The 14,207-nt window shown below is 70.5% G+C and carries 14 protein-coding genes; 9 read left to right on the top strand and 5 right to left on the bottom strand.

Going from position 1 to position 14,207, the window contains the following annotated elements; genetic code table 11:
- Together E1266_RS17695 and E1266_RS17690 are read left to right on the top strand one after the other, a co-directional pair.
- The coding region (locus E1266_RS17695; RefSeq protein WP_347876727.1) for an MFS transporter at positions 1–693 on the top strand (693 nt) is incomplete at its 5' end.
- 89 nt (positions 694–782) lie between these two features.
- The gene (locus tag E1266_RS17690) at positions 783–1,427 is read left to right on the top strand and encodes a dihydrofolate reductase family protein (RefSeq protein ID WP_132048282.1); all 645 of its coding nucleotides are present in this window, start codon (positions 783–785) and stop codon (positions 1,425–1,427) included.
- A 56-nt stretch (positions 1,428–1,483) separates the two neighbouring features.
- On the opposite strand, the gene E1266_RS17685 is transcribed toward E1266_RS17690, so the two are convergent.
- Together E1266_RS17685 and E1266_RS17680 are read right to left on the bottom strand one after the other, a co-directional pair.
- Positions 1,484–1,672: a DUF397 domain-containing protein gene (locus tag E1266_RS17685; protein WP_132048280.1), complete on the bottom strand. Its 189-nt coding sequence runs from the start codon at positions 1,670–1,672 to the stop codon at positions 1,484–1,486.
- Entirely contained in the window at positions 1,669–2,475 is an 807-nt protein-coding gene (locus tag E1266_RS17680; protein ID WP_132048278.1) for a helix-turn-helix transcriptional regulator, read from the bottom strand. The genes E1266_RS17685 and E1266_RS17680 overlap by 4 nt, the downstream gene beginning before the upstream one ends.
- 103 nt (positions 2,476–2,578) lie before the next feature.
- Between E1266_RS17680 and E1266_RS17675 the strand changes: the two genes are divergently transcribed.
- The 4 genes from E1266_RS17675 to fxsT all read left to right on the top strand — a co-directional run bounded on the left by E1266_RS17675 (position 2,579) and on the right by fxsT (position 7,647).
- Positions 2,579–3,025 carry an ATP-binding protein gene (locus E1266_RS17675; protein ID WP_132048276.1) on the top strand — a complete coding sequence of 149 codons (447 nt, stop codon included), beginning with the start codon at positions 2,579–2,581 and terminating at the stop codon, positions 3,023–3,025.
- A gap of 580 nt (positions 3,026–3,605) precedes the next feature.
- On the top strand, positions 3,606–4,454 hold the full coding sequence (locus tag E1266_RS17670; protein ID WP_207945713.1) for a methyltransferase domain-containing protein: 849 nt from the start codon (positions 3,606–3,608) through the stop codon (positions 4,452–4,454).
- Positions 4,455–4,762: 308 nt separating this feature from the next.
- Positions 4,763–5,197: a hypothetical protein gene (locus E1266_RS17665; protein WP_132048272.1), complete on the top strand. Its 435-nt coding sequence runs from the start codon at positions 4,763–4,765 to the stop codon at positions 5,195–5,197.
- A gap of 89 nt (positions 5,198–5,286) precedes the next feature.
- On the top strand, positions 5,287–7,647 hold the full coding sequence (gene fxsT / locus E1266_RS17660; RefSeq protein WP_132048270.1) for an FxSxx-COOH system tetratricopeptide repeat protein: 2,361 nt from the start codon (positions 5,287–5,289) through the stop codon (positions 7,645–7,647).
- Between the two features lie 22 nt (positions 7,648–7,669).
- Here fxsT and E1266_RS17655 read toward each other — a convergent pair whose 3' ends face one another.
- Together E1266_RS17655 and E1266_RS17650 are read right to left on the bottom strand one after the other, a co-directional pair.
- Complete coding sequence (locus tag E1266_RS17655) at positions 7,670–8,581, bottom strand: Rieske (2Fe-2S) protein (RefSeq protein ID WP_132048268.1); 912 nt, start codon at positions 8,579–8,581, stop codon at positions 7,670–7,672.
- A 100-nt stretch (positions 8,582–8,681) separates the two neighbouring features.
- A complete protein-coding gene (locus E1266_RS17650; RefSeq protein ID WP_132048266.1) occupies positions 8,682–10,901 on the bottom strand; it encodes a molybdopterin oxidoreductase family protein in 2,220 nt (739 codons plus the stop codon).
- A gap of 152 nt (positions 10,902–11,053) precedes the next feature.
- Between E1266_RS17650 and E1266_RS17645 the strand changes: the two genes are divergently transcribed.
- Together E1266_RS17645 and E1266_RS17640 are read left to right on the top strand one after the other, a co-directional pair.
- The gene (locus tag E1266_RS17645; protein ID WP_132048264.1) at positions 11,054–11,506 is read left to right on the top strand and encodes an NfeD family protein; all 453 of its coding nucleotides are present in this window, start codon (positions 11,054–11,056) and stop codon (positions 11,504–11,506) included.
- On the top strand, positions 11,503–12,495 hold the full coding sequence (locus E1266_RS17640) for an SPFH domain-containing protein (RefSeq protein ID WP_132048262.1): 993 nt from the start codon (positions 11,503–11,505) through the stop codon (positions 12,493–12,495). Before E1266_RS17645 ends, E1266_RS17640 begins: the two co-directional genes overlap by 4 nt.
- A gap of 7 nt (positions 12,496–12,502) precedes the next feature.
- Here E1266_RS17640 and E1266_RS17635 read toward each other — a convergent pair whose 3' ends face one another.
- Positions 12,503–12,772: a hypothetical protein gene (locus E1266_RS17635; protein WP_132048260.1), complete on the bottom strand. Its 270-nt coding sequence runs from the start codon at positions 12,770–12,772 to the stop codon at positions 12,503–12,505.
- 333 nt (positions 12,773–13,105) lie between these two features.
- Here E1266_RS17635 and E1266_RS17630 point away from each other — a divergent pair, with 333 nt between their 5' ends.
- Positions 13,106–14,203: a CapA family protein gene (locus tag E1266_RS17630; protein WP_132048286.1), complete on the top strand. Its 1,098-nt coding sequence runs from the start codon at positions 13,106–13,108 to the stop codon at positions 14,201–14,203.
- Positions 14,204–14,207 lie beyond the last annotated feature (4 nt).

Raw genomic sequence — 14,207 nt, 5'->3', positions numbered from 1 at the left:
CCGCCCGCGCCACCGGCCGCCGCCCCGCACCAGTTCGCCGCCCACCCTCCGCCCATGCCCGCGCCGCCGCAGCGCCAGGGGCCGATGGCATCGCGGCCGACCGCCGGGGTGGAGGCGATCGGACCGGCGCTGGGCGCCTTCGTGGCCCTGTACCTCCTGACCGCGCCCTTCGGGCTGGTCGCCACAGGCGGTTACCGGGGGATCCTGGGCCACGGGACCGTGACTCCGATCCTGTCGGAGCTGTTCGGCTATCTCCTGCCCGCGGCGCTGGCCGCACCGCTCGGGGCGAGGTTCGGCCGGCGGTTCCCGAACAGGGCGGCGGCGGTCGCCCTCGGCCTGATCCTCATCGGAGCGACGCTGGCCTTCCTGACGCCGTCCTACATGCTGATCATGGTCGGCCGGGTCGTGTCCGGGCTGGGTGCGGGCACGCTCGCCGCGCTGCCCGCGCTGCCCGCGCTGCGGGCCGGTCACCTGCGGGGAGGGGCGACCGCGGCGATGATCGGAGCCGGCGTGCTCGCCCTTCTCCTCGGCTTCCTCGCGGGCCCGATGCTGGCGGTGCCCTTCGGGTGGCGGCTGGTCTTCGCGGCGGCGCTGCCGCCGACGCTGCTGGCGCTGCTCGCGTCCGTCCTCGGCGGCCTCACGGCCACGCTCCAGACCGGCAACGCCCAGCGGCATCCGCCGTTTCCGCGGTAGCCGGACGGGAAGCCGCCGCCGCGGCGATGAATACGGCGGTGCCCCCTGGTCAACCTCCTGACTGGAACAACCGATTCTCAGGAGATGACATGGGCCTCATCCACATAGAGATGTTCGCGACCCTAGACCTCGTCGGACAGGCGCCCGGCGGGCCTGACGAGGACCCGGAGGGCTTCCCGTTCGGCGGCTGGCAGGCGCCCCTGATCGACGAGGTGTCCGGAGGGCAGGTCGGCGCCGCGTACGAGGGCACGGACGCCCTCCTGCTCGGCCGCCGGACTTACGACATCTTCGCCGCCTACTGGCCGCACCAGAAGGGCGGTGAGGACGGCGAGATCGCCGCACTCTTCAACAGCATCCCGAAGTACGTGGCCTCTCGCGGAAAGCCCGACCTCCCGTGGGCCGACTCAACGCAGCTCGGCCCGGATCTGGCCGCCGCGGTGCACGAGATCCGTGACCGCCACGAGAACATCAAGGTCGTCGGGAGCCTGAACCTGGTGCAGACCCTCCTGCGCGAGAAGCTCTTCGACCGCCTCGACCTCTGGGTGCACCCCATCGTGCTCGGCGTAGGTAAGAAGGTGTTCGACGAGGGCGCGGTCCCCGCGAACCTCACCCTCCTCGAACCCCCGATGGCCAGCCCAACGGGCACGGTCTACCTGCGCTATGGCCTCGCCGAAGGCACTCCCGGCACGGGCGACATGGCCGCCCCCGACCGAGGCGTCGGCACCGAAGCCTGAGCATCGCCGGGCCCACTGGCATCAGCCGGTGGGCCCGTGGACCACCACGTACGGGGTCAGATTTTCAGGTCGTTCCGCTTCACGCCCGCGACGAGTTCAGCGAAGGCGGCAGGGGACAAGCTGAGGTGGCCGGCCTCCGGAGATTTGCTGTCGCGAAGCCCGACAACCCCGTCAAGCCGAGCGACCTCGACGCAGTCTGTCTGTCCGGAATTGGCGCTGCGGCTGGATTTTTTCCACTGGGTCATTGGTGAGCCTCGATCATCTCTTGGAGCCGGGCGCGGGTGGCCTCGGGCGTAAGCGCGCGGCCGCTGGTTCGGTCAAATGCGACATTCAGCCTACGCAGGTCCTCGACTTCGGTCACGAGTCTTCCACGAGCGGGGGTCTCGACGAACCCGACTTCACGTGCTGACGTGGTGAACAGGTAGAAATCCCCGATCAGTCCGACCTGGAGGCCGACAGCGGCCGGTACCAGCCGCAGGCTGACATTGGGGAGGTCTGCCACTTCTGCGAGCCTGACGAGTTGGCCCGGCAGGATGGCCGGTGGGATCACTGTCAGAGCCACCTCCGACAGCAGGATCGAGACGTAGGGCGGATCGGCTCGGTTGAGGATCGCTTGCCTTTCCATCCGTTGCCTGACCTGGTCCTCTATGTTCGGCTCCCCCGCAAGGGCGAACGCCTCGTGCGCGTATTCGGGTGTCTGAAGCGGGCCCGGGACGAACGCCACGCCGTTCATGCGGATCACGTCGGCCAGAACCTCGTACTCGACGAACGCGAGGAACTGCGCCGGGGCCTGCATGGTCTTGGCGTAGTGGCGGAGGGCTTCCAGGAGTCCGCCTGTCTTCCACTCAAGGTCGAGGACCCGGAGGGCTTCGACGGGTGGGTGGTTCCTCCCAGCCTCCCAATTCGAGACCGTCTTGTGGTCGGCCGCTACGAGCCGTCCTACCTCGGCTTGGGACTGGCGGTGCTGCTGGCGGAGTTTCCGCAGCATGTAGGCCAGAAGTGACCAGAGTCCGTCCATCGGGTTGATCGACTCAGCGGTGCTGGCCATGACTCCTCCGTGACTCTCGAAGCGGTCCCGAGACAAAGCAAAGGTAACAGTGAGTGTGTGAGCCTGTGCGGAGAGCAAAAAGATCGTAGCGGAGGCGGCAAAGATGGCGACACCCAGCGCACAGGGCGCCCTTGACGTGACCTTCCTTGCGGCCAAGACCGCCGTGGGGGAGGTGCGGATGCTCGTCGAACTGCGGCTGACCGGTTGGGGGCTGTCCAAGCTCACCGACGATGTCTCGTTGATCGCCAGTGAGCTTGTCACCAACGCGGTCTTGCACGTCCCAGACGGAAAGGTCCGGGTGACGCTCACGCGGGAGCTGAACGCGGTGCTGCTGTCGGTATGGGACCGCTCGGATGCGCGGCCGGTCCGCAAGCGTGGGCTGGAGTTGATGGCGGGTGACGTGGCTCCGGACGCCATGTCGCTCGACCCGGGCCACGGCGACGGCCTGGGTGGGCGGGGCCTGCCGATCGTAGAGGCGTTGTCGTTGGAGTGCGGTGTCACACCGACGGAGCCATGCGGGAAATGGGTGTGGGCGAGGGTCGGCGCGTGAGCCATGAACGGTGCGGTGGCCGGTGGAGCCGGGAGGAGAGGCAGATGGTTCGCTGGCTGCGTCAGGTCATGGGCCGGTGGCGGCCGGTCCTCCGGTGGCGGACGCGTTGCGGACGGGACGTCGCGGTGCGGCATCTGGATTTGCTGGCCGTGGCACTCAAAGCACGCGGCTGGCGATATATCCGACTTTATGGAAGTGGAGAGTTCACCGTTCCGGTTCCCCTGTTGTGGGTGTACGCCAGCGGCGTGACGGACGACGCCGGATCATTGGTGAGCGTCCTGGCGACCCCCGGGGGTGCGTGGGGTTATCACGACGCCAGGTGGGGGCGATATGGGTTCCTGGCCCCCTGTGGGGATGCAAAAGCGGCGGCGGAACGTGTAGACCGCTTTCTGAAGCAGCGGCTGTTCCCCGGCACATGGTGACCGTGAACCTGATGATCAACCAAAAGGGAAGGCGCGATGGGTAAGCATAAAAAGGAAGTGGACTGCTCGCCCTGCAGCGGCAACGGGGGCAGCTGGGTGTCCGACGACGGAAACCGGGTGTGGAGGCGGTGTGCCATGTGCAACGGGACGGGTAAGCAGTGACCGTCCGCGACGTGATCGCGTTCGTGCCCAGGGCACCGTTCATCCCGGAGGAGATCTTCGTGCGGGACGAGGCGGGATGGCTGGTGCCGTTGCGTCGCGCCGATGATCCGGAGCGGTGGCGGGAGCAGGTAGAGGCGGATGCCCCGGTCGTGACGCGGGTGGAGCCCGATCCGTCGCTGCCCGCCGGGATATGCGACCCGGAGACGGGCAAGGGAATGATCTCCACCAGCTCCAGCAGCGCCCCGTCGATCATGGCACGCCTCATCGAGGCCATGGAGCTGGAGGCCGGCATGCGGGTCTTGGAGATCGGGACCGGCACGGGCTACAACGCCGCCGTCCTCGCCAAGCTCGTCGGCGCGGGAAACGTCGTCAGCACGGAGCTGGACCCGGTGGCCGCGTCCCAGGCCCGCAAAGCTCTTGCGTCGGTGGGTCTCCCGGTGGAGGTGGTCACGGGGGACGGGGAAGAGGGGTTCCCGCCCGGTGCGCCGTTCGACCGGATCATCGTCACGGCGTCCGCTCACACCGTCCCCTACGCCTGGGTCCGTCAGACCCGGCCTGGTGGACTGATCGTCGTACCGCTGGCGCCAACGGTCCATCCGGATTGGCCTCTCGCGGTACTCCGCGTCCAAGACGACGGCACGGCGCAAGGACGGTGCGTCGGTTCCGCACCCTTCATGCCCCTCCGTGCTCAGCAGGTGAGCGCCCATAGTGTTCAAGCTGCGGAGGAGCGCTGGCAGGCCGCCGGAAAGGCAGATCTGACCAGGTACGGCCTCACTGTGACTCCCAAGGGCCAGCACACCTGGCTGGATTCGCCCGCGAACCCGCTCGCCGCCACCCCCGAATGACGCGGCAACGCGGCACGGCGTCAACCGCGATGGCCCCCGAAGCTCCCCACATTGCGCTCGACGCTGCCGGTTGGCGCACATTCCTCGCCCGCGTGAAGCGCGGGGAGCACGACCCGACTTGATCCTTCTCAGCCTCTGTATGAGCCCTCGCCCCGCACATGGGTCGAGGGCTCGTCGCTGTGCGTCGAACGTTCTGGCCTGGACGGTGTTGGCCAGGTGCGGCGAAGCTGCGGTGGACGGCGGGGTGGCGCGGAACAATCAGTCCAGGACGGGGTTTCGCGGGCGGGGTCGGCGCTGCGGGAGGTGTGATGAGCAGTGGAGGCGTCCGGCGTCGGCAGGCGGTTGCGGCCGGGGCGGGCGTGGTGGTCGGCGCGGCGGTGAACGTGGCCACGGGGATGCTGACCCAGGAATGGGGGCTCGCGTGGTGGGCGGCCGCGGTGGCGTTCGTGGTGACGGGAGTTGTCCTGATGGCGTGGCTGACGTTCCGGGCGACGGCCGATCCGGAACCGGCGCCACCCAAGCGTGTGTCGGCGTCAGGGGATGGCTCGATAGCGGCCGACGGTTCGGTGACCGGGTCATCGACCAAGGTGACGCGGCCGTCCGCAGGCGGGCCGGCACCGGCGCCACCGGCTGCGGGTGCCGACGAGGGGGTCAGCGCCTCGGGGCTGGGCGCCATCGCTGCTGGCGGTGATGTTGGGGACTCCCACACCGAAGTCACCGGGGATGACCAGGCGACACCGTGAGGCGCAGGCGAGGCGGCTCGTCACAGGGCGAGGGAAGCGGAGACGCGGAGCAGCCGGACGGACGGGTTGAAGCTCCCGGCACCGGGGCGATGGCGGCCGGTGGCGACATCATCGACTCGTCCACGCACGTGGGTGACGTGTATCAGGCGGCGTCGTTGCCGCGACCCGAAGACGTAGATCCCCCAGCCCGGGTGCCGCCCGTCCTGCCGTTGCGCACAGCGACGTTCGTCGGGCGGGACGGGAAACTCGCCGAGCTGGACGACGCGCTGGCAACCCCCGGTGGGGCGGTGGTGCAGGCGGTCCACGGGTTGGGCGGTGTGGGCAAGAGCGCGCTGGCAGCCCAGTGGGCGTACCAGCACGCCGACGCCCATGACCTGACGTGGTGGGTCACCGCCGATTCGGCAGCGGGCGTCACCGCGGGGCTTGCCGACCTGGCGGGGATGCTGGTGCCCGAGATGACCCGCAGTGCGCCGGCGGCGGTGGGGCAGGAGGAGCGGGCGGCGTGGGCGCGGCGGTGGCTGGCCACGCACACCGGCTGGCTGGTGGTGCTCGACAACGTCACTCACCCCGCCGATGTGGCCGAACTGGTGACAGGCGCTCCGGGAGGCCGGTTCCTGATCACCAGTCGGCTGCGGGAGGGGTGGTACGACCTCGTCCCGGCGTTGATCGAGCTGGACGTGCTCAGTGCGTCCGAGGCGGAGGAGCTGCTGGCCCGCATCCTCACCACGGGCCGTCCCGCCGACCTGACCGGTGCCGCCGAACTGTGCGCCGAGCTTGGCCATCTGCCGCTGGCCGTCAAGCAGGCAGGCGCCTACATGCGGCAGACGCACCTGTCCCCGACGGCCTATCTGGGGCTGCTGCGGACGGAACCGGCGGTGATGTACGACCGGGCGGCCCGCGGCGCTGACGGCGAACGCACCATCGCCCGGATCTGGCGCCTCACGCTCGACCACCTCGCCGCCGACGGGTCGCTGGCCGGAGACGTCCTGCGCGTCCTGGCGTGGTGGGCGCCCGAGGGCATACCGCGCGGCCTGCTCGCCCCGCTCGGCGGCCCGGCGGACCTCGCGACCGCGCTGGGCGACCTGTCCGCCTACAACATGATCAACCTGGACGCCGACACCATCGCCCTCCACCGCCTGGTCCAAGCGGTCGCCCGTACTCCCGACCCGCGTCCGGTCCAGGACGACGGCGACCCCCACCGTCGTCCAGACGACATCGACCGAGCGCGCACCGAGGCCACCGACCTGCTCAACCAGGCCATCCCGACCACGGTCGAGGATCCGGCACAGTGGCCGACCTGGCAGATCCTCGCCCCCCACGTCACCGCTCTGGCAGAACGCACCGGCCCCGACACCGACACGATCGCCATGGCGCGAGTGCTCAGCGGAACCGGGTGCTTTCTGCTCGGCCAAGGGGCACTGAACCGTGCGATCACATACTTCCGGCGCGCTCTGGCCGGTCGCGAGCGGATGCTGGGCGGTGACCACCGCGACACCCTGGAGTCCCGCAGCAACCTCGCGTCCGCTTACCAGGCGGCCGGTGATCTGGGACGTGCGATCCCGCTGTTCGAGGCCGCCCTCACGGATTGCGAGCGCACGCTAGACAACGATCATCCCGACGTCCTCATGTTCCGCAACAACCTCGCGCTCGCCTACCAGGTGGCCGGTGACCTGCGACGTGCGGTTCCGCTGTACCGCCGGATCCTCGACGACTGCGAACGGCTGCTAGGGCCTGACCACCACCGCAGCCTTACCTATCGAAACAACCTCGCCTCCGGATACGAGGCGGCCGGTGACGTCGGGCGTGCGGTCAGGCTGTACGAGGTCACCCTGGCTGATCGGAGGCGGGTCCTGGGTGACGATCACCCCGACACGCTGGCGTCTCGCAACAACCTCGCGTCCGCTTACCAGGCGGCCGGTGATCTGGGACGTGCGATCCCGCTGCTGGAGGCCACTCTCGCCGATTGCGAGCGGGTGTTGGGCGACGACCACCCGGACACCCTGGGGTCTCGCAACAACCTCGCTCATGCCTACGTGGTGGCCGGTGACGCGGGACGTGCGATCCCGCTGTTGGAGGCCACCGTCGCCGATCGCGCGCGGCTGCTGGGCGACGACCACCCCGGCACTCTGGCGTCCCGCAACAATCTCGCCGCCGCCTACGCGGCGGCCAGCGACCCGGTACGCGCGGTCAGGCTCTACAAGGCCACCTTGGCCGACCGGGAGCGGGTGCTGGGTGCTGATCATCCGCACACCTTGGCGTCCCGCAACAATCTCGCCCACGCCTACGCGATGGCCGGCAACCCGGGGCGTGCGCTCCCACTCTTCCAACGGGTTCTCGCCGACTCCGAACGGGTTCTCGGGGCCGAGCACCCGACCACCGAGACAGTGCGGGCGAATCTGGCAGCGGTCCGGCGGATGTCCGGCCCCGGCATCCCGAGGCCGGACCGCTGACGAGGGTCCTGCTGGCCGCTGGTCAGCCGAGGGGGCGGACTTGGACCGTTCCCTCGTCGGTTACGCGGGTCTCGAACGACGGCTGGCGGGCCGTGGCGGGGCCGTGCACGACGGCGCCGTCGCGGACGCGGAAGGTGCTGCCGTGCCAGGGGCAGATCACGCAGGTGTCGGCGTTGTCGTCGGTGACGATGCGGCCCTGGTGGAGGGGGCCGGCCAGGTGGCTGCAGCGGTCGGTCAGGACGTGGACCTCGTCGCCGGTGCGCAGGACGAACAGGCTGATGTAGCCGAGGCGGCGGTGCACCGGCCAGCCGTCCGGGAGGTCGTCGGTGCTGCACAGGTCGTGCCAGCCGAGGCTGACGAGGTGGGCGGTCTGGTCGGCGTGGCTGGCGCCGCCGGCCTGGCGGAAGGCGAGGTGGCCGCCCAGGTAGCCGCCCGCCAGGAGGGCGGTGAGGCCGGCGAAGCCGAAGGCGCGGCCGGCGGCGTCGCGGCCCTGGTAGCGGGCCACGAAGGACGCCGAGTACAGGCCGCTCGCGGTCGCCATGCTCGCCGCGTGGACCAGGCCGACGCGCTGCTGCTCGCGGTGCATCGCCGACCAGTCGGCGATGCCGGTGAGGACGGTCGGGACGGCGCCGGCCAGCCCGGCGGCGACGAGGGTCTGCGAGGCGCGGCGGGTGCCCGGCACGAGGTCCAGGAGGGCGGCGGACATCCACATGCCCATGGGCAGGTCCGTCAGCGGCGGGTGCGCCGGGTGCCCGATCGGGACGCCGTGCAGGGTGTCCTTGACCGTGCCGGTGCGCAGCGTCCGCCGGACGGCCGTGGACAGGGCGCGGATCGTGCGGTCGAGGCCGCGGGCGCGTTCCAGGCTCTCGGTGGCGGTCGCCAGTCGGGTCGAGCCCTGGGGCCGGGACATGCGCCGGCTCGTCCTGCGAATCATGCCCCTCCTCCGCCTGAGACGCCTGTCGCGACAGTGGTCTTCTGCGTACGTATGTGGCCAGTCATTCCTACCTGATGGCGGATGGGGCTAAACCACGGGGTCAGCGCGTCACGGGCTCCAGCGTGACGGGGACGCCGTTGAACACGGCGTTGCCGGACAGGGGGTCGATCTCCTGGTCGTCGGTGACGCAGTTGACGTTGACCCCCGCGTGGCGGTGGGCGACCTCCGTGCGGGTGCCGGGCCGGTCATGGCCCCAGCCGTGCGGGAGGCTGACGACGCCGGGCATGACGGTGTCGGTGGGTTCGGCGACGGCCTCGACGGTGCCCGTGCGGGACGTGACGCGGACGCTGTCGCCGTTGGAGATGCCGAGGCGTTCGGCGTCGGCGGGGTTGAGCTGGAGCGTGCACGTGTTGGAGCCGCGCACCAGTTCGGGGACGTTGTGCAGCCAGCTGTTGTTGGAGCGCAGGTGGCGGCGTCCGATCAGGAGCATTCCGGGGGGCGCGGGGTCGTTCAGTGCCGAGTGGAGGCGGTCCACGTCGGCGGCGAACGTGGACGGGCACAGCTCCACGCGTCCTGAGGTGGTGCAGAGGACCTCGTCCAGGCGGGGCTCCAGGGCGCCCAGGTCGAGGCCGTGCGGGTGCTCGGTGCGCAGCCGGGTAAGGGTGAGGCCGGACGCTTCGGCCCCGAAACCGTCGCCGTACGGGCCGAGGCGCAGCATCATGTCGAGGCGCTGCTCGGTAGGGGTGCCGCTGTCGAGCATCTTGCGCAGCTCTTCGGGGTCGCGGCCGTGGACGGGCGAGCCCGCGGAGGCGGCGGCCTTCGTGAGCGTCGTGTTGATGATCAGCTCGTCGAGGGCGGCGGGGTCGCCGTCCGTGCCCGAGGCGATCATGGCGAGGCGCGCCAGGATCTCCGCCTCGCTGGGCCGCCCGTCCGGCAGCGGCACCGCCGGCGCGGAGAAGCGCGCGTAGTTGCGGACGGCGAGCCCGACCAGCGCGAGGTCGTAGTGCGGCGTCTGCGCGGGCCGCGGCGGCGGCAGGACGACGTGCGCGTGCCGGGTCGTCTCGTTCAGGTAGGGGTCGACGCTGACCATGAACTCCAGGCCGGCGAGCGCGCGGTCGAGCCGGTCGGAGTTGGGGGCCGACAGCGCCGGGTTGCCGCCGATGGTGATCAGCGCCTTGACCTGGCCTTCGCCGGGCGTCTCGAGCTCGTCGACGAGGGTCGCGACGGGCAGTTCCCCGTTGACCTCGGGCAGTCCGCGGACGCGGCTGCGCCACCGCCCGGTCGTGAACGGCTTCTTGCGCCGGTACACGGGCGCATGGGCCGGACGCGGGAACATCGCGCCGCCGGGCCGGTCGAGGTTTCCGGTCAGGACGTTGAGGACGTCCACGAGCCAGCTGTTGAGCGTCCCGTAAGCCTGGGTGCAGGTGCCGATGCGTCCGTAGACGGCGGCGCGCCCGGCCGCGGCGAGTTCGCGGGCCGTGCGGCGGATCGTGGCGGCCGGGACGCCGGTGATCTCCGCGACGCGCTCGGGGGCGAAGTCGACGGCGAGGGCGCGCAGTTCGTCCAGGCCGTTGACGCGCCCCGCGAGGTGCTCGGCGGACGCGGTCAGGTCCTCGGCGAACAGCGTGTGGACGAGCGCCATCAGCAGGAACGCGTCCGTCCCGGGGCGGATGAACAGGTGCTCGTCGGCGAGGGCGGCCGTCCGCGTGCGGCGGGGGTCGACGACGACGACCTTGCCGCCGCGCGCCCGGATCGCCTTGAGCCGCCCCGGGAAGTCCGGCGCCGAGCACAGGCTGCCGTTCGATTCGAGGGGGTTGGCGCCGAGCATGAGGAGATGGTCGGTGCGGTCCAGGTCCGGCACGGGGATCGCCAGGGGGTCGCCGAACATGTGCCCGCACGACACGTGCTTCGGCATCTGGTCGGCGGTGCTGGCCGAGAACATGTTGCGGGTGCGGATGGCCTTGACGATCGCGCCCGCGTAGAGGGGGCCGGCGAGCGAATGCGCGGTCGGGTTGCCGATGTAGACGGCGACGGAGTCCCGGCCGTGCTTCGCGATCACGGCGGCCAGCTCGCGCCGGACGGTCTCGAACGCCTCGTCCCAGCCCGCCGGTGCGCCCCCGACGAGCGGCTCGGCCAGCCGGTCGGGGTCGCCGTCGAGGCTGCCCAGCGTCGCGCCCTTGGGGCAGATGAAGCCCTGGCTGAACGGGTCCTTCCTGTCGCCCCGTACGCGTGTCACCGTCCCCGCGTCGTCCAGGGTGAGTTCGAGGCCGCACAGGGCTTCGCAGAGGGGACAGGTGCGGAAGGCCGTGCGCTCGCCCATCGGGACACTCCTCGTAAGTGGCTCCTTTCCATCATGGCCTGTCCCGGCCCGGGGACGCCATGACGCGAGATGTCCTGACCGGGCATGGCCGAGATGTCGATTTTGGAGTTACCTTGGCGGGAAGGGCTTTCGGGCAGCCGTGAGGAGCTGCTATGGAGTCGTGGGTCGTCTGGTTGGCCGTCGCCGCGCTGCTCGGAATCGCCGAGATCTTCACGCTCACGTTCGCGCTGGGCCTGCTGGCCGCCGCCGCCCTGGCCGCCGGGCTCGCCGGCGCGCTCGGCCTCCCCTTCGCCGCGCAGGTCGCGGTGTTCGCCATCGGGTCCGTCGCGGGGCTCGCCGTCGTCCGTCCCATCGCGCGCCGCCACATCACCCAGCCGCCGCCGCTGCGCTCGGGCACCGCCGCGCTCGTCGGCCGCGAGGCGCTCACCCTCACCGAGGTGAACCGCCGCGGCGGGCGCGCCCTGATCGGCGGCGAGGAGTGGACGGCCCGCCCCTACGACCCCGACGTGGTCATCCCCGCCGACGCCGTCGCCGACGTGCTCGCCATCGAAGGGGCGACCGCACTGCTCTATCCGGTCTCTTCCTCGAACGAGGGGCAGCCATGACCGACATCGCCGTCACCGTCCTCATCGCCCTGATCGCCGGGCTGGCCCTGCTCGTCAGCGCGGTGATGCGGGCCGTGTGGATCATCCCCCAGGCACGGGCCCGCAACGTGGAGCGCCTCGGCCGCTACCACCGCACGCTCGAACCCGGCATCAGCTTCGTCATCCCGTTCGTCGACCGGGTGAAGACCAGCATCGACCTGCGCGAGCAGGTGGTCTCGTTCGGCGCGCAGCCGGTCATCACCGAGGACAACGTCGTCGTCCACATCGACACCGTGCTGTTCTTCCAGGTCACCGACCCGCGCGCCGCCGACTACGAGATCGTCGACTACATCAAGGCGATCGAGCAGCTCACCGCGACGACGCTCCGCAACGTCATCGGCACCCTGGACCTGGAGGCCACGCTGACCTCCCGCGACCGGATCAACACCGCGCTGCGCGGGGTGCTGGACGACGCGTCCGGCAAATGGGGCATCCGCGTCACCCGCGTGGAGATCAAGGCGATCGAGCCGCCGCCGTCCATCAAGGACGCGATGGAGAAGCAGATGCGCGCCGAGCGGGAGAAGCGCGCCGCGATCCTGACCGCGGAGGGCGCCCGCGCGTCCAAGATCCTGACCGCGGAGGGCGAGAAGCAGTCGACGATCCTGCGCGCCGAGGGCTCCCGGCAGGCCGCGATCCTGGAGGCCGAGGGCGAGGCCGCCGCGATCGAGCGCGTCTTCAACACGATCCATGAGGCCGACCCGGACCCGAAGCTCCTCGCCTACCAGTACCTGCAGACCCTCCCGAAACTAGCCGACGGCACGGGCAACACGTTCTGGGTCATCCCAAGCGAGGTCACCACCGGCCTAAAGGCCGTCTCCGGCGCCTTCAGCGGCTCCTTGGACGAAGCCGCGTCAGAAAGGGCTACGGCCAAGCCCGACCCCGAAGAACTGCCCGAACCTGAAGCCCCCTACGAACTGACCCAGGGCAACCACCGAAAAGCAGAACGCTGACCGGCCGTCAGACGCTCTCCAACTCGGAGAACGCCACCTTGAGCTTCATGCCCTCGGGAAGATCGGTGATGCAGGGGCCGCCGGTAGGCCGCGCGTTGTCCAAAGCTCGGGTCAAGTTCCGCTGGACGCGCTGGTGCCGGGGTGACGGTGATTCGCAGAAGATGACGCTGCCGTCCACGACCTCGATGGTCTTGCAGACCTCTGCCGGCAGGGCCTCGTACTCCTCCCGGGTGATGAGGAGGCTTGAGGGGTCCGTCGCCCAGGCGGGGAGGGGCATGTGCGGGCTCCTAGCACTCGGTCCGGTACCTGGCCAGAGCCTATAGCGCCACGTCAGGGAGCGCGGGGACGGAGAAGCGGCCGGGCGGGGGAGGCCGCCCGGCCGCTTCGGGGCGTGTTTCCGTGGAGACACACCCCCGGTGAGGGAGGCCCCGAGGCTTGGGCCGTCCCTCCGGAGAAGGCATGGGGCTCGGCTCCACCTAACCCCAGGGACCTGAACGATTCAAGTTTTTGAAACGCATGTCTTTGTCAGGGCGGCGGGGGTGCATGGCATGCTTGGCGTCCGACCCGGGGGATCCAAGGGGGCCGGGGCGACGCAGGTGAGGCGATGAGCATGCGTGGAAGGACGGCCGTGGCCGCGGCCATGGCGGGGACGCTGGCGCTGACGGCGGCGGCGTGCGGCAGTTCGGGCGACTCCGAGGCGGAGGGCGCCACGCCGCCGTCCGCGACGTCGGGCGCGCCCTCGGGCGGGACGAAGCCGGCGCCGCCCGCGAAGGAGCCGATCATCCTCGCGTTCGGCGGCGACGTGCACTTCGAGGGCATCCTGCGGCCGCGCCTCAACAACCCCAAGACGGCGCTGGGGCCGATCGCGAAGAAGCTGAGCGTCGCGGACCTCGCGATGGTCAACCTGGAGACGGCCATCACGACGGGCGGTACGCCCGCGCCCGGCAAGCAGTTCACGTTCCGGGCCCCGGCCACCGCGCTCACTGCGCTGAAGGCCGCCGGAGTGGACGTCGCGTCCATGGCCAACAACCACGGCATGGACTACTCGGAGGGCGGCCTACGCGACTCCCTGGCCGCCATCAAGCGCACCCGGTTCCCGACCGTTGGGATCGGCAGGAACGCTGCTGAGGCTTACCGTCCCTACCGCGTGACCGTTAAGGGCAACAAGCTGGCCATTGTCGGGGCGACGCAGGTACTGGACGACCACCTGATCCAGGCGTGGACGGCCACCGACTCCAAGGGCGGGCTTGCCTCCGCCAAGGACGTCCCCCGGATGGTCCAGGCGGTGAAGGAGGCCAGCAAGGGTTCCGACGTCGTCATCGTCCACCTGCACTGGGGTGCGGAGCTGGAGCCCTGCCCGCTGCCGCGGCAGAAGGAACTCGCCGAGAAGCTCATCGCGGCGGGCGCCGACATCCTCGTCGGCGGCCACCAGCACATCCTGGCGGGCGGCGGTTACATGAACGACGCGTACGTCCACTACGGCATGGGGAACTTCGTGTTCTACTCCGCCAACGGCAAGACGGCGGAGTCCGGTGTGCTCTACCTGAAGGTGGAGAACGGCAAGGTCACCAAGGACAAGTGGGACCCGGCCCAGATCTTGGGCGGCATCCCGATCCCGCTGAAGGGCGCCCAGGCGAAGTCGGCCGTCCAGCGGTGGAACAACCTGCGGGGCTGCACCGGGCTCGACGCGCGCCCGACCGCCGGCTGAGCTG

It is taken from the genome of Actinomadura sp. 7K534 (genome assembly GCF_004348575.1).
GTDB classification, from domain to species: Bacteria; Actinomycetota; Actinomycetes; order Streptosporangiales; family Streptosporangiaceae; genus Spirillospora; species Spirillospora livida.
Note: the sequence above shows the minus strand (reverse complement) of the source record. Positions and strands in the feature narration are given on the sequence as shown.